20 protein-coding genes are annotated in these 24441 nt (G+C 68.1%); 13 read left to right on the top strand and 7 right to left on the bottom strand.

Going from position 1 to position 24441, the window contains the following annotated elements:
• The first annotated feature begins 185 nt into the window (after nucleotides 1–185).
• Nucleotides 186–578 carry a preprotein translocase subunit SecG gene (gene secG / locus Q5H91_RS03300; RefSeq protein ID WP_305171784.1) on the top strand — a complete coding sequence of 131 codons (393 nt, stop codon included), beginning with the start codon at nucleotides 186–188 and terminating at the stop codon, nucleotides 576–578.
• Between the two features lie 103 nt (nucleotides 579–681).
• Complete coding sequence (pyrG, locus tag Q5H91_RS03295; protein WP_305171783.1) at nucleotides 682–2334, top strand: CTP synthase; 1653 nt, start codon at nucleotides 682–684, stop codon at nucleotides 2332–2334.
• Nucleotides 2335–2515: 181 nt separating this feature from the next.
• On the opposite strand, the gene Q5H91_RS03290 is transcribed toward pyrG, so the two are convergent.
• Nucleotides 2516–2989 (bottom strand): Hsp20 family protein, encoded by a 474-nt coding sequence (locus Q5H91_RS03290; protein WP_305171782.1) that lies wholly within the window; start codon nucleotides 2987–2989, stop codon nucleotides 2516–2518.
• A gap of 244 nt (nucleotides 2990–3233) precedes the next feature.
• Here Q5H91_RS03290 and Q5H91_RS03285 point away from each other — a divergent pair, with 244 nt between their 5' ends.
• The 6 genes from Q5H91_RS03285 to dnaE all read left to right on the top strand — a co-directional run bounded on the left by Q5H91_RS03285 (nucleotide 3234) and on the right by dnaE (nucleotide 12900).
• Nucleotides 3234–5711, top strand: a complete 2478-nt coding sequence (locus tag Q5H91_RS03285; RefSeq protein ID WP_305171781.1) for a TonB-dependent receptor — start codon at nucleotides 3234–3236, stop codon at nucleotides 5709–5711.
• A gap of 595 nt (nucleotides 5712–6306) precedes the next feature.
• On the top strand, nucleotides 6307–7557 hold the full coding sequence (locus Q5H91_RS03280; RefSeq protein ID WP_305171780.1) for a lipoprotein-releasing ABC transporter permease subunit: 1251 nt from the start codon (nucleotides 6307–6309) through the stop codon (nucleotides 7555–7557).
• Nucleotides 7550–8278, top strand: coding sequence for an ABC transporter ATP-binding protein (locus tag Q5H91_RS03275; protein WP_305171779.1), 729 nt, complete (start codon nucleotides 7550–7552; stop codon nucleotides 8276–8278). Before Q5H91_RS03280 ends, Q5H91_RS03275 begins: the two co-directional genes overlap by 8 nt.
• Nucleotides 8275–8871, top strand: coding sequence for a GNAT family N-acetyltransferase (locus Q5H91_RS03270; RefSeq protein WP_305171778.1), 597 nt, complete (start codon nucleotides 8275–8277; stop codon nucleotides 8869–8871). The genes Q5H91_RS03275 and Q5H91_RS03270 overlap by 4 nt, the downstream gene beginning before the upstream one ends.
• Nucleotides 8868–9311, top strand: coding sequence for a glutathione peroxidase (locus Q5H91_RS03265; protein WP_305171777.1), 444 nt, complete (start codon nucleotides 8868–8870; stop codon nucleotides 9309–9311). The genes Q5H91_RS03270 and Q5H91_RS03265 overlap by 4 nt, the downstream gene beginning before the upstream one ends.
• Before the next feature lie 94 nt (nucleotides 9312–9405).
• Nucleotides 9406–12900 (top strand): DNA polymerase III subunit alpha, encoded by a 3495-nt coding sequence (dnaE, locus tag Q5H91_RS03260; protein WP_305171776.1) that lies wholly within the window; start codon nucleotides 9406–9408, stop codon nucleotides 12898–12900.
• Nucleotides 12901–13026: 126 nt separating this feature from the next.
• Here the strand turns inward: dnaE and Q5H91_RS03255 are convergent, their stop codons facing one another.
• The 5 genes from Q5H91_RS03255 to Q5H91_RS03235 form a co-directional block, all read right to left on the bottom strand.
• Nucleotides 13027–13221: a hypothetical protein gene (locus Q5H91_RS03255; RefSeq protein ID WP_305171775.1), complete on the bottom strand. Its 195-nt coding sequence runs from the start codon at nucleotides 13219–13221 to the stop codon at nucleotides 13027–13029.
• Between the two features lie 78 nt (nucleotides 13222–13299).
• A complete protein-coding gene (locus tag Q5H91_RS03250; RefSeq protein WP_305171774.1) occupies nucleotides 13300–14382 on the bottom strand; it encodes a PA0069 family radical SAM protein in 1083 nt (360 codons plus the stop codon).
• Nucleotides 14383–14521: 139 nt separating this feature from the next.
• Nucleotides 14522–15049, bottom strand: coding sequence for a molybdenum cofactor biosynthesis protein B (gene moaB, locus Q5H91_RS03245; protein WP_305171773.1), 528 nt, complete (start codon nucleotides 15047–15049; stop codon nucleotides 14522–14524).
• On the bottom strand, nucleotides 15049–16854 hold the full coding sequence (locus tag Q5H91_RS03240; protein ID WP_370655233.1) for a lytic transglycosylase domain-containing protein: 1806 nt from the start codon (nucleotides 16852–16854) through the stop codon (nucleotides 15049–15051). The genes moaB and Q5H91_RS03240 overlap by 1 nt, the downstream gene beginning before the upstream one ends.
• Complete coding sequence (locus tag Q5H91_RS03235) at nucleotides 16854–17594, bottom strand: uracil-DNA glycosylase family protein (protein WP_305171771.1); 741 nt, start codon at nucleotides 17592–17594, stop codon at nucleotides 16854–16856. The genes Q5H91_RS03240 and Q5H91_RS03235 overlap by 1 nt, the downstream gene beginning before the upstream one ends.
• Nucleotides 17595–17723: 129 nt before the next feature.
• Here Q5H91_RS03235 and Q5H91_RS03230 point away from each other — a divergent pair, with 129 nt between their 5' ends.
• From Q5H91_RS03230 to Q5H91_RS03210, 5 genes are all read left to right on the top strand, one after another.
• Entirely contained in the window at nucleotides 17724–19379 is a 1656-nt protein-coding gene (locus Q5H91_RS03230; RefSeq protein ID WP_305171770.1) for an electron transfer flavoprotein-ubiquinone oxidoreductase, read from the top strand.
• 107 nt (nucleotides 19380–19486) lie between these two features.
• Nucleotides 19487–20326 (top strand): 4-(cytidine 5'-diphospho)-2-C-methyl-D-erythritol kinase, encoded by an 840-nt coding sequence (locus Q5H91_RS03225; RefSeq protein WP_305171769.1) that lies wholly within the window; start codon nucleotides 19487–19489, stop codon nucleotides 20324–20326.
• A gap of 98 nt (nucleotides 20327–20424) precedes the next feature.
• Complete coding sequence (gene recA, locus Q5H91_RS03220) at nucleotides 20425–21495, top strand: recombinase RecA (protein ID WP_305171768.1); 1071 nt, start codon at nucleotides 20425–20427, stop codon at nucleotides 21493–21495.
• A gap of 103 nt (nucleotides 21496–21598) precedes the next feature.
• Nucleotides 21599–22438 (top strand): class I SAM-dependent methyltransferase, encoded by an 840-nt coding sequence (locus tag Q5H91_RS03215; protein WP_305171767.1) that lies wholly within the window; start codon nucleotides 21599–21601, stop codon nucleotides 22436–22438.
• Complete coding sequence (locus Q5H91_RS03210) at nucleotides 22435–23061, top strand: glutathione S-transferase family protein (protein WP_305171766.1); 627 nt, start codon at nucleotides 22435–22437, stop codon at nucleotides 23059–23061. The genes Q5H91_RS03215 and Q5H91_RS03210 overlap by 4 nt, the downstream gene beginning before the upstream one ends.
• Here the strand turns inward: Q5H91_RS03210 and Q5H91_RS03205 are convergent.
• A complete protein-coding gene (locus Q5H91_RS03205; RefSeq protein WP_305171765.1) occupies nucleotides 23052–24419 on the bottom strand; it encodes a dicarboxylate/amino acid:cation symporter in 1368 nt (455 codons plus the stop codon). The two genes, Q5H91_RS03210 and Q5H91_RS03205, sit on opposite strands and share 10 nt — an antisense overlap.
• Between the last annotated feature and the right edge of the window lie 22 nt (nucleotides 24420–24441).

The following is a 24441-nucleotide window of genomic DNA, read 5'->3' as shown; positions in this document are numbered from 1 at the left end:
GGGGAGTGGGTTTCGTTACGTCGGCATAACGCCCGGAATGCGGCAGGTTTCCTTGATAATTGCGGTTTATGCGAACGAGTCGCGCATCCACCCAATCCGCGGCGGCGCCGGGCGTGGTTGATCGCCGGGGGCGGCTCGCCTATGTGCGCCCCGTAATCCTCAAGATCACGGAATATCCCCGGCCCATGTTCGCCTTCCTGCTCGTCGTCCACGCCATCATCGCCGCCGCCCTGGTGACGGTGATCCTGATGCAGCGGTCGGAGGGTGGCGGCCTGACGACCGGCGGCAGCCCGTCGGGCCTGATGTCGGCGCGCGGCGCTGCGAACTTCCTCAGCCGCGCCACCGCGGTGCTGGCAGGAACCTTCATCGCCTTCTCCATCGTGCTGGCCTTCGTCGCGGCGGGTCATCGCGGTACGCAGACGATCGACACCTCGCTGGCGCGCAGCGTGCCGGCGCCGCGGCAGGACGCGGTGCCCAACACACCGGCCGATGGTCCGGTCAAGACCGGTGCCGGCGTTCCCGCCTCGGTCGGTCCCGGCAGCCCGGCTGACAATTCGTCGGTCCCGCTCGCCAACTGATCCCGCTTCATCGCAAAACGCCGTCACCCTGCGACCGGATCGCGGGGCGGGGGCCTGTTGCGGCTTGTCCTTCCTCCCCCATCCAAGCTAGGCGGTCATTCCCATGGCGCGGTATATCTTCATCACCGGCGGCGTGGTCTCGTCGCTCGGCAAGGGCCTCATGGCGGCCTCCCTCGCGGCTCTGTTGCAGGCACGCGGCTACCGCGTCCGCATCCGCAAGTTCGATCCCTATCTGAACGTCGATCCGGGCACGATGAGCCCGTATCAGCACGGCGAGGTCTATGTCACCGATGACGGGGCGGAAACCGACCTCGACCTCGGCCATTACGAGCGCTTCACCGGGGTCGCGGCACACCAGTCGGACAACGTCACCTCGGGCCGGATCTACCAGACAATCATCCAGCGCGAGCGGCGCGGCGATTATCTGGGCGCGACGGTGCAGGTGATCCCGCACGTCACCGACGCGATCAAGGCGTTCGCGATGGCCGACACGGTGGACGATGACGGTCGCGACCTCGATTTCGTGCTGTGCGAGATCGGCGGGACCGTCGGCGACATCGAGTCGCTGCCCTTCATCGAGGCGATCCGTCAGCTGAAGAACGAGATGGGGCGCGGCCAGTCGATCTCGATCCACGTCACGCTGGTCCCCTACATCGCCGCGGCGGGCGAGCTGAAGACCAAGCCGACCCAGCATTCGGTGCGCGAGCTGGCCGCGCTGGGCGTGGCGCCCGACGTGCTGGTCTGCCGCTGCGAGCAGCCGCTACCGGTCGGCGAGCGGGCGAAGATCGCGCTGTTCTGCAACGTGCCCGCCTCCGCCGTCATCCCGGCGCTCGATGCCAAGAGCATCTACGCGGTGCCGCTTCAATATCATGCCGAGGGCCTCGATTCGGAGGTGCTGCGCGCCTTCGGAATCGAACCCGGTGCGGCGCCCGACCTGTCGCGCTGGTCCGAGATCGTCGACCGCCTCTTCAATCCGGAGGGTGAGGTGACGATCGGCGTGGTCGGCAAATATGTCGGGCTGCAGGATGCGTACAAGTCGCTGAACGAAGCGCTGGTCCATGGCGGCATCGCCAACCGCGTGAAGGTCAATGTCCGCTGGATCGACGCCGAGCTGTTCGAGGGCGAGGACGACGGCGAGATCGCGGCGCAGCTGGAGCCGTGCCACGCGATCCTGGTCCCCGGCGCGTTCGGCGAGCGCGGCGCCGAGGGCAAGATCAAGTCGGTCCGCTTCGCGCGCGAGCACCGCGTGCCCTATTTCGGCATCTGCTTCGGCATGCAGATGGCGTGCATCGAAGGTGCGCGCGACCTAGCCGGGATCGCCGACGCCTCGTCGACCGAGTTCGGCCCGACGCCGGAGCCGGTGGTCGGCCTCATCACCGAGTGGATGGGCCGCGACGGGCTGGAGAAGCGCGAGGAGCAGGGCGACCTGGGCGGCACGATGCGGCTGGGCGCCTATGAGGCGACGCTCGACGGCAACAGCGTCGTCTCCTCCATCTATGGCGGGACCACGATTTCCGAACGCCATCGCCACCGGTTCGAGGTGAACACGCACTACAAGGAACGACTGGAGCAGGGTGGCCTGGTGTTCAGCGGCATGTCGCCCGACGGCACGCTGCCCGAGATCGTCGAGCGGCCGGACCATCCCTGGTTCGTCGGCGTGCAGTTCCACCCCGAGCTGAAATCCAAGCCGTTCGACCCGCACCCGCTGTTCGCCAGCTTTATCGAGGCGGCGGTGAAGCAGAGCCGGCTGGTTTGAATCGCTGAGGGGGAGGGCGACGCCTTCCCCTTACTTCGTCATCCCCACCTGCGTGGAAAGGACGGCTCGCGGGCAAGTGCCGGCATTAATCAAACGAAAGCGCCCGAGCCTGTCGGCCCGGACGCTCCCACGGCGCCTGGAAAGGGAGCAACAGGCGCCGAGCCCGTTACGCGGACCGCCTTCAGGCCGCTTGGGCCTCGTCGGCGGTCGGCTGCGTTTCCACCGCGGCGAGCGGTGCGCCCGTCTTGATCGCGATGCTCTTGGGCTTCATCGCCTCGGGCACCTCGCGGACGAGGTCGATGACGAGCAGCCCATCGTTCAGCCGCGCATCCTCGACGAACACGAAGTCCGCCAGTTCGAAGCGCCGCTCGAACGAGCGATTCGCGATGCCGACGTGGAGGAACTGGGCGGTCTGCGCCTTGTCGTCCTTCTTGCCGGCGACGAGCAGCAGGTTCTGCTGCGCGGTGATCTCGATCTCGTCGCGGGCGAAACCGGCCACCGCCAGGGTGATGCGATACCGGTCGTCGGCGATCCGTTCGAGGTTGAAGGGAGGGTAATTCTCGGCCGTGGACGCACGGGCGTTCGTCTCGAGAAGGTCGAACAGCCGGTCGAACCCGATGGTCGAGCGGCGGTAGGGAGTGAGGTCGAGTCGCATATCAAATCCTCCGATAGAAGCGAGTTGGCGATCCGGCGTCCGCTACTGCGCGACGCCTGATGTGCAGCCCGTTCGGCGCTGCACGACCGTAATCTGGGAAGCGGGCACGGCGTTTCAAGGGTGACAGGATCACCAGCGATTACAGCGCGGTAAAGCTCTCCTACGGCGCACAAAAGCGTTACATGTTTGAAACCCCATCAAATCAGTGGAGTTATTCAGCCGACGACAAAGGGGACGCAACCAAATGACGCTTACGCTCGCTCTGCTGATGGCCGCGCAGGTCACGACCGGTGCGCCGACCACCGATGGGGCAGCCACACCTGCGGCCGCACCGACGACCGTGGTCGAGGGCACCACGCCCGCGCAGGAGGAGGAAGACGAGGGCAGCGCGACCGCTGCTACCGCGGCCACCCGCGACATCTACGTCACCGCGCGGCGTCGGTCGGAGCAGGCGCAGAACGTACCGATCCCGCTGTCGGTGGTTGGTGTGAAGGAGCTGGACAGCACGGGCAGCTTCAACGTCGCGCGGCTGGCGCAACTGCAGCCGACGCTGCAATTCTACTCGACCAATCCGCGTAACTCGTCGGTCAATATTCGCGGGCTCGGGGCGCCGCTGGGCCTGACCAACGACGGCATCGACCAGGGCGTTGGCGTCTATATCGACCAGGTCTATCTCAGCCGGGTGGCGGTCGCGACGCTCGATTTCCTGGACGTCGCCCAGATCGAGACGCTGCGCGGGCCGCAGGGTACGCTGTATGGCAAGAACACCGTCGCCGGCGCGATCAACATCACCAGCAAGGCGCCCAGCTTCACCTTCGGCGGCCGGGCGGAAGTGACGCTCGGCAACCTCGAGTTCAAGCAGGCCAAGGCGTCCGTCACCGGTCCGCTCGCCGACGATGTCGCGATCCGCCTGGGCCTGACCACCACCAGCCGGCGCGGCACGATCTACAATGTCGCGACCAACAGCTACGTCAATTCGCAGGACAATATCGGCCTGCGCGCCGCCATTCTCTACAAGCCGGTCGACGGGCTGAGCTTCACCCTGGCCGGCGACTATTCGCGCCAGAACCCGGAATGCTGCGCGCAGGTCTTCGTCCGGGTCGGCAGCACCCAGCGCGCGCTGAACCGCCAATATGACGCGCTGGCTCGTGCACAGGGCTATGAACCGCCAAGCCGCAACGCCTTCGAACGGCTGACCGATCTCGATGCCGAGCTGAATGCGCGCAACGTGCTGGGCGGACTGTCGCTGCGCGGCGAGTATGAGCTGGGCGGCGGCACGCTGACCTCGGTCACCGCGTGGCGCTTCTGGGACTGGCTGCCGGCCAACGACCGCGATTTCACCGGACTGCCGATCACCACCCTGTCGCAGAACCCGACGCGGCAGGATCAGTATACGCAGGAGTTCCGCTACGCCGGCGAGGGCAGGAATTTGGATTATGTGGCGGGGGTCTTCGCCTTCTACCAGGACATCCACACCACCGGCACCCAGCGTCAGGGGCCGGCGGCGAGTCGCTGGCTCATCAACCCGTCGAGCGCGCTGGCGAGCGACCCCAGCGTGCTGAACGGCCTGACCGCCGAGAACGACATCCGCCTGAAGAACTTCTCGGGCGCGGTGTTTGGCAAGCTGAACTGGAAGCTGACCGAGCAGCTGACCCTCTCGCCCGGTGTCCGACTGAACTATGACGACAAGGTCGGCAGCTATAACAGCATCGTCCGCGACGGTCAGGGCAACCTGGTTCCCTATTCGGGTGGCACCCCGCGTCAGGCGGCACAGCGCGACGCGATCCAGCCCCAATCCTTCTCGGGCGAGGCGTACCGCGCGTGGAACGTCACCTACGACTTTACCGCCGCGTACAAGCCGTCGCGCGACGTGCTGACCTATGCGACCTACGCACACACCTTCAAGTCGGGCGGGCTGAACCTGAACGGCGTGCCGGTGGTGAACGGCGTCGTCCAGACCCAGCTGGCCCAGATCGCGCCGGAGAAGGTCGACCATTTCGAGCTGGGCGTGAAGTCGCAGTTCTGGGATCGCAAGGCGACGCTGAACGTGACCGGCTTCTGGACCGAGATCCGCGACTATCAGGCGGTGGTCAACAACAGCTCCACCTCGACCCTGCGTGGCTACCTTGCCAACGCCGGCCGGGTGAGGGTGCGCGGCGTCGAGGCGGATTTCGCGATCCGGCCGAGCGACCGGTTGAACCTCTACGTCAACGGGGCCTTCACCGACGGGCGCTATATCGACTTCAGGAACGCGCCGTGCCCGCCCGAGCTGTCCGGCGGCGGCACGCCGACCGCGGCCAATCCGACGATCGGCGCGCCCGGTCAGCCGGGCACCAACAGCCCGGTGGTCTGCGACATCTCCGGCCAGTGGCTGCCCGGCATCTCGAAATTCGCCTTCTCCTACGGCGGCGAATACAACCTGCCGACACAGGTGCTGGGCCAGACGGGCGAGGCCTATGTCGGCGTCGATGCGAGCACGCGCACGAAGTTCTCCTCGAACGCGTCGCGGTCGATCTATACCGATGTCGGCGGCTACACGCTGACCAACGCGCGACTGGGATTCCGGACCGACTCCGGGGTCAACCTGTTCGGTTGGGTGCGCAACCTGTTCGACGCCGAATATTACGAGGTGCTGGCGACCACGCCGGGCAATACCGGGCTGATCGCCGGGAACGTCGGCGATCCGCGGACCTATGGCGTGACGCTGGGCCTGTCGTTTTGAATCGAGGGACTTCGTGCTCCCGCGAAGGCGGGAGCCCAGTGCCTTGAGGGGCGAGGGCCGTGGCTCGCGAGGCACTGTGTCCCCGCCTCCGCGGGGACAGCCGGGACCGGGGAATTCGCTCATTCCCCGTTCAGCCTGACACTGGCAGATCGGACTCAGCCGATGGCGGGCCGCAGTGTGGAAGCTCCCGGACCGCCAGCGGCGTGAAAGGCCGGCACGTCCGCCGGTCGTGCTTGCCCGGCGGTTCGCCCCTTGACCGCCACCGAGCGGCGGACGTGCGTTTCTCAATGGGATAGCTTGCGTCAGGACCGGAAACGGCAAACGCCCGGACCGTTGCCGATCCGGGCGCCTGCGTGACGATCGCTCGTCAGCCCCCAATTTTTCCCGCTCTCGCTCCAGCCTCTTTGGGCGGGCGTAAGAGCATTCCCCGAACCACGGCCTTGCCTGTGTTCCAGCCCGACCTTGCTAGGTCGGCCACCCGCTTTTGTCACGGGGTGAGTGACGCGGTGGTCACGATTGGCGGAGCCATGTGGATTTCGTGCAACAACGCCGACGGTGTTGCGTCGCCCCGGCGCCGCCCGTAGAGCCGGCAGCGATGATCCTGTCCCGATACGAGCGAATGATCGCCCGCCGCTACCTGTTGCCGGGGAAGGGCGAGGCGTTCATCTTCCTCGTCGCCTCGATCAGCCTCGTCGCGGTGATGCTGGGCGTCGCCGCGCTCGTCATCGTGATGAGTGTGATGAACGGGTTCCGCGCCGAGCTGTTCGACAAGATCGTCGGACTGAACGGCCATGCCGTGGTGCAGGGGGTCGGCGGTCGCCTGCCCGACTGGCGCGAGGTGGTCGAGCAGGCACGCGCCACGCCCGGCGTCACCAGCGCGGTGCCGCTGATCGAGCAGCCGCTCGCCGCCACCTATGGTGGCCGGTCGGAGGCGGTGCTGGTCCGCGGTATGCGTGTCGCCGATATCCGCTCCAACGCGACGCTGGGGGGCAAGGTGGTGATGGGCTCGCTCACCGGCATAACGCCGGGCAGCGGCACGATCGCGATCGGCAGCCGGCTGGCCGAGGCGCTGGGCGCCACCGTCGGCAGCGAGATCGCATTGTTCAGCCCGCAGGGCCAGTCGACGCCGTTCGGCACGGTGCCCCGCATCGTCAGCTACCGCGTCGGCGCGATCTTCGAGATCGGCATCTATGACTACGACAAGGCCTATGTGGTCATGCCGATCGAGGATGCGCAGACCCTGTTGCTGATGGGCGACGCGGCGGGGATGGTAGAGGTGCAGACGGTCGACGCCGACCGCGTCGGCGAGATCCTGAAGCCGCTCGGCGCAAAGATCGGCGGAAATGCCGTCATCAGCGACTGGCGCACGATGAACGCGCAGCTGTTCGAGGCCTTGGCGGTCGAGCGGGTGGCGATGTTCACCGTGCTGTCGATCATCATCCTGGTCGCGGTGTTCAACATCCTGTCCTCACTCATCATGCTGGTCCGGGCCAAGACGCGCGACATCGCGATCCTGCGCACGATGGGCGCGACGCGCGGCGGGCTGATGCGCATCTTCATGGTCGTCGGCACCACCATCGGCGCGCTGGGTACGGTTGCCGGGCTGATCCTGGGTGCGGTGTTCCTGTTCTATCGCCAGGCCGTGGTGAACTTCGTCCAGCTCGTCACCGGGCAGAACCTCTGGGATCCGTCGATCCGCTACCTGACCGAGCTGCCGTCCAAACCCGATACCGTCGAGATCGTGGTGATCGCGAGCATGGCGCTCGTCTTCTCGTTTCTCGCGACGCTCTACCCGGCCTGGAAGGCGGCGAGCACGGACCCCGTTCAGGTGCTTCGCTATGAATGATGCAAGCAACGCGGCGCACGGGCGGCGCGGCTTCGCCGCGTCCGACGGCGCGCACCCAGTCCTCCAGCTGACCGCTCTGTCCCGCAGCTTCACGCAAGGGGGCGAGACGATCGACGTGCTGCGCGGCGTCGACCTTGCGATCGCACCGGGCGAGATCGTCGCGCTGCTCGGCCCCTCCGGCTCGGGCAAGTCGACCCTGCTTCAGGCGGTCGGACTGCTCGAGGGCGGCTTCGACGGATCGATCCGGATCATGGATGAAGAGGCGGCAAAGCTCGACGCGCATGGCCGCACGATCGTGCGCCGCGACCGGCTCGGCTTCGTCTATCAGTTCCATCACCTGCTGCCGGATTTCAACGCGACCGAGAATGTCGTGTTGCCGCAGCTGGTCCACGGCGCCCATCGTCGCGACGCCGACGAGCGGGCGGCAGGGCTGCTCACCGCGCTCGGCCTCGGTCATCGCCTGACCCATCGGCCCAGCCAGCTGTCCGGCGGCGAGCAGCAGCGGGTGGCGGTCGCCCGCGCGCTTGCCAATCGTCCGGCCCTGGTGCTGGCGGACGAGCCGACCGGCAATCTCGACGAGAGCACCGCCGACATCGTCCTCGCCGAGTTCCTGCGCCTCGTCCGCGGTGAGGGATCGGCGGCGCTGGTCGCGACCCACAACGAACGGCTGGCGCGCAAGATGGACCGCGTCGTCCGCCTGCATGAGGGACGGCTGCAATGAACGCCTGGCGCACCACGCCGACCCTGTCGGGCCGCTACGTCACGTTGCGCCCGCTCGACGCCGGCGATCTGGAGGCGCTGACCGCCGCGGCGCGCGAGGACGACCTGTGGGACATCTTCTACGCCAATGTGGCGCAGCTGAAGTCGCCGGCGCGCTGGTGGGATGCCGCCAGGGCGCAGCAGGATGCCGGCCGCGCGCTGCTCTTCGCCGTGCTCGATGCCGAGGGCGAGGTGGTCGGCACCACGCGGTTCATGCGGATCAGCGAGGCGCATCGTCGGCTGGAGATCGGCGGCACCTTCTACGCCACTCGCGTCCAGCGGACCGGCGTGAATACGGAGGCAAAGCGGCTGCTGCTCGGCCACGCGTTCGAGGCACTGGACTGTCAGTGCGTGCAGATCCGCACCGACGCGCTGAACCTGCGCAGCCAGCGCGCGATCGAGCGGCTGGGTGCGAAGAAGGACGGCGTGCTGCGCGGACATCAGGTGATGGCGGACGGGCGGCTGCGCGACAGCGTCGTCTACTCGATCCTCGACCGCGAATGGCCGGGGGTACGGCAGAACTTGGACTATCTGCTCGCCCGGCACGACAAGTGAGCGTCGCCGCCCATCTCGGCGGCCATGCGGGCAAGGTGCTGCTGATCGTCAACACGGCGTCGCAGTGCGGCTTCACCCCGCAATATGCCGGGCTGGAGGCGCTCCACCGCCGCTATGCCGCCCGCGGCTTCTCGGTGCTGGCCTTTCCCTGCAACCAGTTCGGCGCGCAGGAGCCGGGCGATGCCGCGGAGATCGCGAGCTTCTGCCGCACACACTACGACGTCACCTTTCCGGTCTATGCCAAGATCGACGTCAACGGGCCGGGTGCCGATCCCCTGTTCGTCGCGCTGAAGGAGCAGGCGCCCGGCCTGCTCGGCTCGAAGGGGATCAAGTGGAACTTTACCAAGTTCCTGGTCGATCGCACCGGCGCGCCCGTCCGCCGCTACGCCCCGACCACCCGGCCAGAGGCTATCGCGGCGGACATCGAGGCACTTCTATAGCCACAACGTCCTGACCGGGACGAGCCGGGCATGACGCGCGAGCGCAAGCTTATCGCGGCTGGTCGAATCATGGCCAGTCGCCTAGGTTGGCGCGATGCATTCCGGGTTCGTGCCGCTTCGCGTCTTTTCCTCCTTCACCATGCTCGACGGCGCAATCGATCCCAAGGCGATCGCCGCCCAGGCGAAGAAGCTCGGCTTTCCCGCCGCGGCGCTGACCGACCGCAACGGGCTCTATGCGGCGATGGCGTTTTCCGACGCGGCGAAGAAAAGCGGCGTGCAGCCGGTAATCGGCACGATGCTGGGCCTCTGCCGCCCGGACATGCCGGAGGGCATTGCGGCACCGCTCGACTGGATCGCGCTCTACGCGCAGGACAAGGCGGGGTACGACAATCTCTGCGCGCTGGTGTCGGCGGCGCATCTCGACCGGCCGATCGAGCAGTCGCCGCATGTCTCGATCGATATGCTCGCCCGCCACGCCGACGGGCTGATCGCGCTGACCGCGGGCGGGGAGGGGGCGCTCGCCCGCCTCTATGCCGAGGACCAGCCCGCTCGCGCTGCCGCCTATTGCGACCGGTTGCAGGCGATCTTCGGCGACCGGCTGTTCATCGAGATCTGCCGCCGCACCGATCCGGTCGAGGACGCGGCGGAAGCGGCGCTGATCGACCTGGCCTATGACCGCAACCTGCCGCTGGTCGCGACCAACCCCTGCTGCTTCGCCGAATCGAGCTTCGGCGACGCGCACGACGCGATGCTGTGCATCGCCAACTCGACCTATGTGGAAACCGAGGACCGCCCGAAGAGCTGTCCCGACGCCTGGCTGAAACCGGCCGACGAGATGAAGGCGCTGTTCGCCGACCTGCCGGAGGCGATCGCCAACACGCTGGTCGTGGCGCAGCGCTGCGCGGTGATGGCGCCCAGCCGCAAGCCGATCCTGCCGACGCTCGCCGGCGACCTGGCGGGCGAGGCCGACATGCTCCGCCGCGACGCTGCCGCAGGGCTGGAGGCGCGGCTCGATCGCATCGCCGAGCTGCGCGTGACGAAAGGCGAGCCGGAGGGCGAGCCCGGCTGGCGCGACGTCTATCGCGAGCGGCTGGCGTTCGAGGTCGACGTGATCGTCCAGATGGGCTTTCCCGGCTATTTCCTGATCGTCGCCGACTTCATCAAATGGGCGAAGGACCATGACATTCCGGTCGGTCCCGGCCGTGGCTCGGGTGCAGGATCGGTCGTCGCCTGGGCGCTGACCATCACCGATCTCGACCCGCTGCAGCTGGGCCTGCTGTTCGAGCGGTTCCTGAACCCGGAACGCGTGTCGATGCCCGACTTCGACATCGACTTCTGCGAAACCCGGCGCGGCGAGGTCATCCGCTACGTGCAGGAGAAATACGGCCGCGATCAGGTCGCGCAGATCATCACTTTCGGAAAGCTGAAGGCGCGCGCGGTGCTGAAGGATACCGGGCGCGTGCTCCAGATGAGCTATGGCCAGGTCGATCGCCTCGCCAAGCTCGTTCCCAATCACCCGACCGATCCCTGGGACCTGAAGCGCGCGCTGAACGGCGTGCCGGAACTGGCGAAGGAATACGCCAACGACAATCAGGTCCGCAGGCTCTGGGATCTGGCGACCAAGCTCGAAGGATTGCCGCGCCACTCCTCCACCCACGCCGCCGGCGTGGTGATCGGCGACCGGCCGCTGGCGCAGCTGGTGCCGCTCTATCGCGACCCGCGCTCCGACATGCCCGTCACCCAGTTCGACATGAAATATGTCGAGGGTGCGGGGCTGGTGAAATTCGACTTCCTCGGCCTGAAGACGCTGTCGGTGTTGCAGAAGGCGGTGCAGCTGCTCGCCAAGCGCGGCGTCCACATCCAGCTCGACGCGCTCGAATGGGATGACGAGGCGACCTACAAACTGCTCCAGCGCGGTGACACGGTGGGCGTGTTCCAGTTGGAATCCGAAGGCATGCGCCGCACCCTGTCGGCGGTGCGGCCGACCAATTTCGGCGACATCATCGCGCTCGTCTCGCTCTATCGCCCCGGCCCGATGGACAACATCCCGAGCTTCGGCCGCCGCAAGCAGGGGACGGAGGAGATCGTCTATCCCCACGCCCTGCTCGAGCCGATCCTGAAGGAGACCTATGGGATCTTCGTCTATCAGGAACAGGTGATGCAGGCCGCGCAGATCCTGGCGGGCTACTCGCTGGGCGGCGCCGACCTGCTGCGCCGCGCGATGGGCAAGAAGGTGAAGGCGGAGATGGACGCGCAGCGCTCCACCTTCGTCGATGGCTGCCTCGCCTCTCACGGCATTCCGAAGGCGAAGGCGAACGAGCTGTTCGATTTGATCGACAAGTTCGCCGGCTATGGCTTTAACAAGTCGCACGCCGCCGCGTATGCGCTGCTCGCCTATCAGACCGGCTGGCTGAAGGCGCACTACCCGCACGAGTTCTTCGCCGCGTCGATGTGCTACGACATGGCGCTGACTGACAAGCTCGGCATCTTCGTGGAGGATGCGCGCCGCGCGGGCGTCGCGATGCTGCCGCCCTGCATCAACGCCAGCCAGCCCGATTTCGACGTCGAGCGTGATGCGGAGGGCGAACTCGGCGTCCGCTACGCGCTCGGCGCGCTGAAGTCGGTGGGCGAGGGGGCGATGGAGAAGCTGGTCGCCGAGCGGCAGGCGGGCCGCTTCGCCTCGCTCGACGACCTCGCCACCCGTGTCGACCCGCGCCTGCTCAACAAGCGTCAGCTGGAGACGCTGGCCGCGGCCGGCACGTTCGACGGGATGGAGCCGAACCGCGCCGGCGTGCAGGCAGTGGCCGAGACGATCCTCGCCGTCGCCGCTCGCATCCATCAGCAGAAGGTCAGCGGACAGGGCGGGCTGTTCGGCGACGCGACCCAGGCCGGCGACACGATCAAGCTGCCCTCCGCCGCACGGTGGACGCTCGCCGAACGGATGGAGCAGGAGAAGGAGGCGTTTGGCTTCTACTTCTCCGCGCATCCGGTCGATCGGCACGCGCATCTCGCGCGCATCCACGGCGCGCGCAGCTTCGGCTCACTGACCGAGCTGACCATTCCCGACGACGGCAGCCGCGCCGGTGCGACCATGGCCGTGCTGGTCGAGGAGGCCCGCTGGCGCACCTCGGCACGGGGCAAGCGCTACATGATGGCGCAGTGCTCGGATGCCAGCGGCCAGTTCATGGCGACCTGCTTCGACGATCTCGTCGCCAAGGACCTGGAAGAGGCCGCGCGCGAGGGCGGCTGCGGGCTCGTCACGGTCGAGCTTGACCGGCGGCCGGGCGAAGAGGCGCCGCGCGTGTCGATCAAGCGCATCCAGCCGTTCAACACGCTGGCGAGCACGGCGCGCTTCGTGCTGGAGGTGCGGGTGGAGGACCCGTCCGCCTTCGCGGCGCTGGCGGCTCTGCTCGGCCCGCATCGCGGTGCGCGCGGGGAAGTGCGGGCGATGACGAAGGACGGCTGTGCTATCCTGCTCGGGCGCGACTTCCTGCTCGACGCCGAGCTGGTGGGGCATGTCGAGCTTCTGCCGGGTGTGGTCGGCGCGGAGATGAAGGCATCGGAGACGCGGCTGGCGCTGGTGGGGTAAAGCGGGCTTCGCCGCCCCTCCTCTCTTGTGCTCCCGCGAAAGCGGGAGCCCAGTGCCAGGGATTCGACGAGCCGTTGCTCTCCGAAGGCACTGGATTCCCGCCTCCGCGGGAAAACGGAATGTCGGTCAGTCGCCCTGCTTCCCGGCATTGTTGCCATAGCCGGCGCCGGACTCCTCGCCGTCCTCCATCCCGCTCGCACCCGCACCGTTGCCGCCGGTGGCCGCGTTGCTGCCACCTTGCTGGTTCTGCTGACGATCCATCTTCTGCTGGCCGTCGCGGTCCTGCTGCTGGGGATCGGCGCCCTTGGGGGTCTCGTGCATGTCGCTCTCCTGTGGTGATCGACGCCCGGCGGCGTGCCGGGTCTGTCGCCTACAACGATCGGTGTCGCCGAAGGTGCCTCAGAACAGCTCCCCCTGCGGACCGGCGGGCGCGCGGAACAGGTCGCAGCGCAGCGTGACCCGTTCCCGGTTCAGCCCGTGCTTGCGGCAGGCGATGTGGAAACGGGTGCGCAGCAGGTCGGCCCAGGGTCCTGATCCCTTCATCCGTGTGTGAAATCCCGGATCATTGTCGCGCCCGCCGCGGATCGACTGGATCATCGCCATCACCTTGCCGGCGCGGTCGGGGAAATGCTCGTCGAGCCAGGCACGGAACAGCGGCGCCACCTCCCAGGGAAGGCGTACGGGGATGAAGAAGGCATGGCCGGCGCCTGCCTCGGCGGCGCGCTCGATCAGATGCTCGATCTCATGGTCGGTGACCGCCGGGATCACGGGCGCGATCGAGACATAGACGGGCACGCCCGCGTCCGCCAGCCGCCGCACCGCCGCCAGCCGCCGCTCCGGATGCGGGGCGCGCGGCTCGACCGTGCCGGCGATCTTCGGGTCGAGCGAGGTCACCGACACGCACACCGCCGCCAAGCCCTTCGCCGCCATGGCGCCGAGCAGGTCCAGGTCGCGAAGGACACGGTCGGACTTGGTGGTGATCGTCACCGGATGATCGGTTTCCGCCAGTACCTCCAGCACCTGCCGCGTGATCCGCCAGTCGCGCTCGATCGGCTGGTACGGATCGGTGTTCGTACCGAGCGCCATCGGCCGAACCTCGTAACCGGGCTTGCGCAACTCTGCCCGCAGCAGCGCCGCCGCATCCGGCTTGGCGAACAGCCGGCTCTCGAAATCCAGCCCCGGCGACAGGTCGTGAAAGGCGTGGCTCGGCCGCGCGAAGCAGTAGATGCAGCCATGCTCGCAGCCCCGATAGGGGTTGATCGAGCGATCGAACGGCACGTCCGGAGAGGCGTTGCGGCTGATGATCGTCCTCGAGCGCTCGACCGTCACCGTGGTGCGCAACGGCGCCGCGGCGCCGTCGATCTCCTCGCGCGCATCTAGCCAGTCGCCGTCCGTCTCGGTCTGGGGCAGGTTGAAGCGGTTGCTCTCACCGTTCAGCGTGGCGCCGCGGGTCGGGCGGGAAGGGCGACGCTCGCGGATCATCCCGTGAGAGTAGGCCAAGTTTCGGAACAAAGCAAGAACGACAATCGTCACCCCTGCACAGGCCTGGGTCTTCTCTTGGAGAGCATGAGACTCTCCTCATGGAGATCCCGGCCTGCGCCGGGATGACGGGAGAGGCGGATTACCGCTCCATCAGCCGCGGCATCAGCTCGACGAAATTGCACGGCCGATGCCGGCTATCCAGCTGATCGCGCAGGATACCGTCCCACGCATCCGTCACCGCGCCGGTGGAGCCGGGCAACGCGAAGATATAGGTGCCCCGTCCCACGCAGGCACACGCCCGCGACTGCACCGTCGAGGTGCCGATTGTCGCGTAGCTCAGCCAGCGGAACAGCTCGCCGAAGCCGGGGATCATCTTGTCCGCCACCCGCTCGACCGCTTCGGGTGTCACGTCGCGACCGGTCACGCCGGTGCCGCCGGTGGTCAGGATGCAATCGACCGCTTCGTCGTCGATCCAGCGGTGGAGCAGCGCCACGATCGCGTCGGCATCGTCGCGCAGGATCGCGCGTTCGGCCAGGACGTGGCCTGCGTCACGCAGCCGCGCGACCAGCGTGTCGCCGGAGCGATCCTCGGCCAGCCCGCGCGTATCCGACACGGTCAACACCGCGATCCGGACCGGCAGGAAGGTCCGGCTCTCGTCGATCGGCATCAGTTGCTGGCGGTCTGGGTCGACGGTGCCGCCGCAGCGGTAGCGGTGGCGTTCGCCTGCGCATTCAGCCGCACTGCCGCCGCCCCGGGCAGTCCGGGAAAGCGCGGCCACATGCCCTGCGCCAGCGCGGTCCGGCTGGCCGACTTCGCCTTGCCCCCCTGCGCCTCGTACATCCAGTAGTTGCGCAGCACCGTGGTGACGTAGCCGCGCGTCTCCCAATAGGGGATGCTCTCGATATAGAGCAGCGGGTCGCCGCCGTCATGGACCAGACTGTTCCACTCGCCCACCGGCTTGGGCCCGGCATTGTAGGCGGCGATCACCTTGGGCAGCAGCCCGCCGGTCAGCCCCATGTCGCGCAGCCGCTCCAGATGGCGCTGACCGATATCGATGTTGGTCGAGGGCTTGGAGAGGGCGGCCTTGTCGATCGTCAGCCCCCGCTCGCGTGCGAAGTCGGTGGCGGCGGCCGGCATGATCTGCATCAGGCCGTACGCGCCGGCCGGGCTCGTCACCTTGGCCCGGAACCGCGATTCCTCGAGCGCATGGGCATAGACCAGCGCCTTGTCGACGCGCCAGCCGCTGTCGGGCGTCCAGCTCGGCGTCGGATAGCGCGCCTCGGCCGCGGCGGTGATGCCCGCCGGGCAGTTGTGGGCCAGCCAGATGGTCGTCGCCGGCAGATCGAGCATCTCGGCGACCCGCACCAGGCTGCCGAATTCGGCCGGGCTGCCGATCTTCGCCTGCTGGCGCATCACCGTGTCGGCGAGGTCGGTCTCGCCCAGTTCGGCGAGTGCGGCGGCAACCCGGATATTGGGACGCCGGTCGATCGCCGCCCAGTCGGCCGCGACCAGCCCGATCTGCGGCTTGCCCTTGTCGCGCAGCCCCAGCGCCTGACGGGCGAGTTGGCCGTAGAAGCTCTCGCCATATTGCGCCGCTGCCTTCAGTCGCGTCTCGACCCGATCGGGGCGTGCGCAGGCCATGTCGGCGCGGGCGGCCCAGTAGAAGCCGGCCGCGCGCAGATCGATATCCCCGGCCCGCGCCGCGACCCCGGCGAACCCGTCAGCCGCCGCGCGACAATCCTGCTGCCGCCACGCCGACAGCGCGGTCATCCAGCGACCCTGCACCGCCCAGTCGCCGACGCCCGCGGCGGCGCGCCCGCCCAGCTCGCGGACCTTCAGGTCGTTGCCGGAGAGATAGTACATCCAGGCGACCTTGGCCTGCCACTCGGTCGCGGCCTCCTCGCTCAACCCGCCGGTGCCCGCCAGCAGCGCCTCTGCGCTGGCGCCGTCGTCCAGCTTCACGAAGGGCTGCATCCGGTTGGCCAGGTCGGCGGCGACCAGATCGCTGGCGGTCGCCTTGGCCCGCACGCGGCGGGGGGCGCCGTCCTGCCAGATCAGCCGCTGCGCGGCCGGCAGCGGCGGCAGGTCGGTCGCGCCGCGCGCCACGGCCAGCCGGCGCAGCGCCTCCGCCTGGGGCAGCTCGGGCGCCTCGTTCAGCAGCCGGACGAGCGAGTCGAGATCGACCCGCGGCGAACCCTTGGCCGTGTAGAGTTCGGCCCGTGCCACCGCGTGGAGCGGCCCCGGCGCCATCGCGTCGAGCCCGATCTGCGCGTCCTGCCATCGCCCGTCGCGGATCGCGGCGAAGACCGACCGGTACGCGACCTGCTGCGTCGGATCGAGCAGGGCGGGGGGCTTGGGCGCCGCGGCCACGGGAAGGTCTACCGTGTCGGTGTCACCGGCCGCAGCATGGGCTGCCACCGGCACTCCCGCCATCGTACCGGCCAGAGCCATCGCGATAAACCAGCTTCGCATCATGCCGTCCGCTCTTCCCGTTCGTCCATGCCCATCCCGGCGACCAGCATCCTGAGGTCGCGCCAGCTCTCCGCCTTCAGCGCCGGCCGCTCGATCAGCAGGCAGGGGTGCAGGCTGGCCATCACCCCGGTCGTGCCCTTCTTATGGTGGAAGGGCTGTAAACTTCCGCGCACCGCCTGGCGGTCGGCCGACAGCACGGCACGGCTCGTCGCATCGCCGAGCAGCAGCAGCCGCTCTGGCGCGACCAAGGCAACGTGGTGCCGCGCGATCTCGCCCAGCCGCGCCTCGACGTCGCGCGGCATCCGTCCGGCCGCCGGCCGGCGCGCGCAGATCGCCGCCAGGTGCACCGTCTCGCGCGACAGGCCGATCGCCGCGAGCATCCGGTCGAGCAGCCGCCCACCCGGGCCGCTCAGCAGCGCACCGGCATCGCCGTCCTCGCGCTCGGGGCAGTCGACCAGCACCATGACACGCGCATCGGCAGGGCCACTCGCCGCTACGGAAACCCCGCTCCATCCAGCCTCGGGCGCGTCGGCCCCGGCACGCCACGCCGCGAAGGCGGCCAGCGTCTCCGGCAGAGCCTGCTCGGCCGGTGCCGCAGCCGGCACCGGGGGCAGGGCCGCGGGTGCCAGCGCGAGCCAGTCGCGCACCGCATCCTCGACCAGCACATCGACGCCCGCGTCGCGCCACCAGTCGAGCGTGCTGGCATAATGTGCCGGATCAATGGTCTGATATGCCCCCACGCACCCGTTCATGGTGCACGGTTGACGGGGCGGTCAACTTGTCGGATCGGCAGGGACGACGACATGGTGCCGGGCCGCGCCCGGCGGAGCACCGACCGGTAGGCGCCCGATGCGGCAGGAGAAGATGCGATGACCGAACGCGAGTCGATGCCGTACGACGTGGTGATCGTCGGCGCTGGGCCAGCCGGCCTGTCTGCCGCGATCCGCCTGAAACAGCTTGCCGCCGAGGCGGGGGCGGAGCTGTCCGTCTGCGTACTGGAAAAGGGGTCCGAAGTCGGTGCCCATATCCTGTCGGGCGCGGTGATCGATCCCCGCGCGATGGACGAGCTGATCCCCGACTGGCGCGACACCGACTGTCCGCTGGCCGAGACGCCGGTGACCGAGAACCACCACTGGGTGCTGACGGCGCGCAAGAAGTTCAACCTGCCGCACCTGTGGACCCCGCCCTTCCTCCACAACAAGGGCACCTATACCTGCTCGCTCGGCAATCTCTGTCGCTGGCTGGCTGGGCGGGCCGAGGAGCTGGGCGTCGAGATCTTCCCCGGCTTCGCCGCCGCCGAGATCCTGTTCGACGAGAACGGCGCGGTGAAGGGCGTCGCGACCGGCGACATGGGCGTGGCACGCGACGGCACCCACAAGGGCGACTGGCAGCCCGGGCTGGAGCTCCACGCCAAATACACCTTCTTCGCAGAGGGGGTGCGCGGGCACCTGACCAAGGAGATCATCCGCACCTTCGACCTGGCGCGCGACAGCCAGCCGCAGGTTTACGGCCTTGGCGTAAAGGAGCTGTGGGACATCGCGCCGGACAAGCATGTGCCCGGCAAGGTGATCCATACTCAGGGTTATCCGCTCGGGGACGACGCCAATGGCGGCGGCTGGATCTATCACCAGGCGAACGGGCAGGTGTCGATCGGCTTCGTGACCTGGCTCGGCTATACCAATCCCTATCTCTCGCCCTTTCAGGAAATGCAGAAGTGGAAGACGCACCCCGCCGTCGCCGAGCTGCTGGCGGGCGGCAAGCGAGTCTCCTACGGCGCGCGCGCGATCAATGACGGCGGGTTGCAGTCGATCCCCAGGCTGGTGTTTCCCGGCGGCGCGCTGATCGGCTGCTCGGCCGGCTTCCTTAACGTGCCCCGTATCAAGGGCACGCATGGCGCGCAGAAATCGGCGATGATGGCGGCCGAGGCTGCGTTCGCGGCGGTGCAGGCCGGACGCGAGCATGACGAACTGGCCGCCTATCCGGCGGCATTCGAGGCAAGCTGGCTGAAGAAGGAACTGTCGGTCGTCCGCAACGTCGTGCCGCTGGTCAAGAAGTTCGGCGACTTCGTCGGCTCGGGCCTGTCGGGCATCACCATGTGGCTGGAGCATTTCGGGCTGAAGATGCCCTTCACGATGAAGCACCATCCCGACCATGAAAGCCTGTGGCGCAAGGATCTGGTCAAGCCGCCGGTCTATCCCAAGGCAGACGGCGTGCTGACCTTCGACCGCCTGTCGTCGGTGTTCCTGTCGAATACCAATCACGAGGAGGACCAGCCCGTCCACCTGACGCTGCGCGACCCGTCGATCCCCATCGACTACGACCTGCCGCTCTATGACGAGCCGGCGCAGCGCTACTGCCCGGCCGGGGTCTATGAGGTGGTGGGCGAGGCCGAGGGTGATCCGAAGTTCGTCATCAACGCTCAGAATTGCGTCCACTGCAAGACCTGCGACATCAAGGACCCGACGCAGAACATCAACTGGGTGGTACCTGAAGGGGGTGGCGGGCCCAATTATCCGAATATGTGACGCGCCGCGCCAGCCGCAGCGAAGCTGCGGCGCGTCCGGCCGGCGGCGCCTCAGCGCCGACCGACGGCGCGGCTCCGCCGCGACGCCCCTTCTGCTATCCGGTCCCCATGATCCTCGAACCCGCCCCCGCCAAGATCAACCTGGCCCTCCACATCCGCGCCCGACGGGCAGACGGATATCACGAACTCGAGACCTTGTTCGCGTTCGCTGAGGACGGCGACCTCATCACGCTGGCGGAAGCGGAACAGGACAGCTTCACCATCACCGGCCCCTTCGCCGACGCGCTGAAAGCCGGGGAGGGGTGTCACCCAACCGACAACCTCGTGATAAGGGCGCTGCACGCCTTTCGCACCGCCTTCGCCGTCACTGCGCATCACGCGATCACCCTGACCAAGAACCTGCCGGTCGCCTCCGGGATCGGCGGCGGCTCGGCCGACGCGGCCGCTACCCTGCGTGCCCTCGCCACGCTCCATGCCGTCCCGGCGAAGGACCCGAAGCTCGTCACGATCGCGGAAAGGCTCGGCGCCGACGTTCCCGCCTGCCTGCTCGGCGAGACCACGCTCGGCACTGGCATCGGCACCGCGCTGACCGCGATCGGCGGGGCTCGGGGCACACCGCTGCTGCTGGTCAATCCCGGCGTGGCCGTATCCACCGCCGCCGTCTTCGCCGGCTGGCACGGCGAGGATCTCGGCCCCATTCCCGACGGATCGCTGCTCGACCGCGCCCGCGCCGCCCGCAACGACCTGGAGCCGCCCGCCCGCGCCATCGCGCCGGTGATCGGTGAGGTGAGGGCACTGCTCGACGCTGCACCCGGCGCCGTCCTGTCGCGGATGTCCGGCTCGGGCGCGACCTGCTTCGCGCTGTTCGACTCGATCGGCGCGCGCGATGCCGCTGGCCGCACCGCCGCGGCCCGTGGCTGGTGGACGCTGGCCACTGCCCTGAATTAAAGGAAAAGTTCACTACTTGTTCTAACGGAACAAACATCGTACATGGCGTCGGACGCGTTGCTCCGGCGGCGCACATGCTCTAGCGATGGGAGCCCCTGATGGCCGCCAGTCTGAAAGTGATCGATTCCGTGGCAGTAGCTAGCACAGACCGGCAGAAGGCGCTCGACGCCGCGCTGGCCCAGATTGACCGCGCCTTCGGCAAGGGCTCCGCGATGAAGCTGGGGCAGAAGGAGGCGATGCAGGTCGAGGCCATCTCGACCGGGTCGCTTGGCCTGGATATCGCGCTCGGCGTCGGCGGGCTGCCCCGCGGCCGGGTGATCGAGGTCTATGGCCCGGAAAGCTCGGGCAAGACCACGCTCGCGCTCCATGTCATTGCCGAGGCGCAGAAGAACGGCGGCACCGCCGCCTTCGTCGACGCCGAGCACGCGCTCGACCCGGTCTATGCGAAGAAGCTGGGCGTCAACATCGACGAACTGATCGTCTCGCAGCCCGACACGGGCGAGCAGGCGCTGGAGATCACCGACACTTTGGTCCGCTCCAACGCGATCGACGTGCTGGTGGTCGATTCGGTCGCCGCGCTCGTGCCGCGCGCCGAGATCGAGGGCGAGATGGGCGACAGCCATGTCGGCCTTCAGGCGCGCCTGATGTCGCAGTCCCTGCGCAAGCTGACCGGCTCGATCAGCCGCTCGCGCTGCATGGTGATCTTCATCAACCAGCTGCGCATGAAGATCGGCGTGATGTACGGCAACCCAGAGACGACGACCGGCGGCAACGCGCTGAAATTCTACGCCTCGGTCCGGCTCGACATTCGCCGCACCGGCCAGATCAAGGATCGCGAGGACATCGTCGGCAACGCCACCCGCGTGAAGGTGGTGAAGAACAAGGTCGCCCCGCCGTTCAAGCAGGTCGAGTTCGACATCATGTACGGCGAGGGCATCTCCAAGATCGGCGAGATCCTCGACCTCGGCGTCAAGGCCGGGCTGGTCGAGAAGTCGGGCAGCTGGTTCAGCTACGACTCGGTCCGCATCGGCCAGGGGCGGGAGAACGCCAAGACCTATCTTCGCGAAAACCCGGAAATGGCCGACCGCCTCGAAAAGGCGATCCGTCAGCGAACCGAGAAGGTCGCTGAGGAAATGATGACCGGCCCTGATGCCGACGACGACATCTGACCTGCCAAGGCCCGCCCTCACTGGCGAGCCTTTTCGCATCCGCCTGCGATAACAACTGGGACGACCGTGTGACTTTATGTGACCTTTCGCCGCGGATGCGCCGATGACCGATACGCTCGACTGGCAGACCCGGGTCGGTGACGTCTGGGCCGACGAGTGGCAGCGCACCGATCGCAGCTTCGGCGACCTGTCGGTGCGCCTCGATGCCGCGATCGTCGCAGCCGCGCCCGATAGCGGCCCCCGTAACTGCACTGTCCTCGATATCGGCTGCGGCGCCGGCGGCACCAGCCTGGCGCTGGCGACCGCGCGGCCCGATCTGGCCATCACCGGCATCGATCTCTCGCCGACGCTTCTCGCCATCGCCCGCCAGCGAGCCCCGGCGGTCCGCTTCCTCCAGGCGGACGCCGCGACCGATCCGCTGCCAGTCCGCCCCGACCTGCTCGTCTCGCGCCACGGCGTCATGTTCTTCGCTGATCCGGTCGCCGCCTTCACCCGATTGCGCGAGCAGTCCATGCCGGGCGCGCGGCTCGTCTTTTCCTGCTTCGGGTCTGTCACCCGCAACAGCTTCGCCTATGACCTTCCCGCCACGCTGTTCGGCATGGCGCCGGTCGCAGCGGACGGCTACGCCCCCGGTCCGTTCGGCTTCGCCGATCCCGAGCACGTCGCGACCATCCTGCGCGCCGCCGGCTGGCGCGACGCTGCGGCCGAACCGGTCGCCTTCGACTATGTCGCAGGTGCGGGCGCCGACCCGGTCGCCGATGCCACCAGCTTCTTCACGCGCATCGGCCCGGTCGCCCGTGCCATCGCCGCCGCGCCGCCCGCGGACCGCGCGCATCTCGTCGCGCGGCTTTCCGACACCCTCGCGCGTTACCGCGTCGAAGACCGCGTCGTCCTGCCCGCCTTTGCGTGGCTGTGGCGCGCGCGGGCAGGGGAGCAGCCATGACCATCATCGTCCACCATCTCGAAAATTCGCGCTCGCAGCGCATCCTCTGGATGCTCGAGGAACTCGGCCTGCCCTATGAGGTACGCCGCTACGCACGCGACAAGGCGACGATGCTCGCCCCGCCCGAGCTGCGCCAGGTACACCCGCTCGGCAAGTCGCCGGTGATCGAGGACGGCGACCGCGTCGTCGCCGAGACCGGCGCGATCGTCGAATATCTGGTCGAGAAGGCCGATGGCCGGCTAGGGGCGCCGCCGCACCGCGACGCAGCGCTCCGCTACCGATTCTGGCTCCACTATGCCGAGGGCTCGCTGATGCCGCCGCTCCTCGTCAAGCTGATCCTCGGCCGTATTCCCCTGATCGGCAAGAAGGCGGCGACGAAGATCCAGCCAATGATCGACCGCCACCTCGACTATGTCGAGGCGGAACTCGCCAGCCGCCCCTGGTTCGCCGGTGACGCGATCAGCGCTGCCGACATCATGATGAGCTTCCCGCTGGAGGCTGCCCGCAGCCGCGCCGGGCTGGGTGCCAGCCGCCCGGCGAGCACCGCCTGGCTGGCGAAGATCCACGCGCGGCCCGCCTATCAGGCGGCGCTCGCCGCCGGCGGCCCCTACGCTTATGCCTGATCGGTCGGCCGGGTGCCGACCTCGGTCTGCCCCGGCGCGATCGCGTCGAAACTGTCGACTGCCACCGCCGGTCCGTCGCCGCTGGGCGCCGTCGCTACGACGACCTCCGGCGGCTCGCGCAGGTCGAGGCCGCCCTCCCATTTCGCCACCACCGATGCCGCGATGGCGTTGCCGACGACGTTGGTCGCCGAGCGGCCCATGTCAAGGAAATGGTCGACCGCCAGGATCAGCAGCAGCCCTGCCTCGGGAATCTTGAACAGCGACAACGTCCCGGCGATCACCACCAGCGACGCACGCGGCACGCCCGCGATCCCCTTCGACGTGACCATCAGCACCAGCAGCATGGTGATCTGCTCGCCCAGCGACAGGGGAATGCCATAAGCCTGCGCGATGAACAGCGACGCGAAGGTCATGTACATCATCGACCCGTCCAGGTTGAACGAGTAGCCCAGCGGCAGCACGAAGCTGGCGATCCGCGGCGGCACCCCGAACTTGTCGAGCGCCTCCAGCGTCCGCGGATAGGCCGCCTCCGACGATGCGGTCGAGAAGGCGAGGATCAGCGGATCGCGCACATATCGCACCAGCAGCCGGGTGCGCGGCCCGATCAGCACGAAGGCGATGCCGATCAGCGACAGCCACAGCACCGCCAGCCCCAGGTAGAAGCTGCCCATGAACCAGGCCAGGTCGCCCAGCACCCCCGGCCCCCGTTCTGCGAGGGTTGAGGCGACCGCGGCGAACACCGCAATCGGTGCGAACCGCATGACGTAGTTGGTGATCTGCAACATCACCGCGACCAGCGCCTCGACCGCGCGGACCAGCGGCGCCGCCTTCTCGCCGACCGCGGTGATCGCCACCCCGACGAAGACCGAGAAGACGACGATCTGGAGGATCTCGTTGGTCGCCATCGCCTCGATCATCGAGGCGGGCACGATGTGGCTGACGAAATCCTTCAGGTTGAACGCCGTCCGCTCCACGCCGCTCGCCGCCGTCGCCGGCGGGATCGGCAGCGCCAGCCCGACGCCCGGTTGCAGCAGGTTGACCAGGATCAGCCCCAGCGTCAGCGACAACAGGCTGGCGCACACGAACCAGCCCAGGCTCTTCAGCCCGACCCGCCCCAGCGCCGCCGTGTCCCCCATGTGCGCGATCCCGACCACCAGCGTCGAGAAGACCAGGGGCGCGATAATCATCTTGATGAGTCGCAGGAACAGCGTCGTCAGGATCGAGAAATAGCCCGCGATCTCGGTCAGCCGCGCCGTCGCCGTCGCGCTGCCATCGTCGATTGCGACGTGCAGACCCCAGCCGACCGCCAGTCCCAGGACCAGCCCGATCAAAATCCAGTAGGTGAGGCGCGTGGCCATCCGATGCTCCCGATTGTCGCGG

The organism is Sphingomonas aurea (assembly GCF_030678875.1).
Lineage (GTDB): Bacteria > Pseudomonadota > Alphaproteobacteria > Sphingomonadales > Sphingomonadaceae > Sphingomonas > Sphingomonas aurea.
The sequence above is the reverse complement of the archived record's forward strand: the minus strand, read 5'-3'. Positions and strand labels throughout refer to the sequence as shown.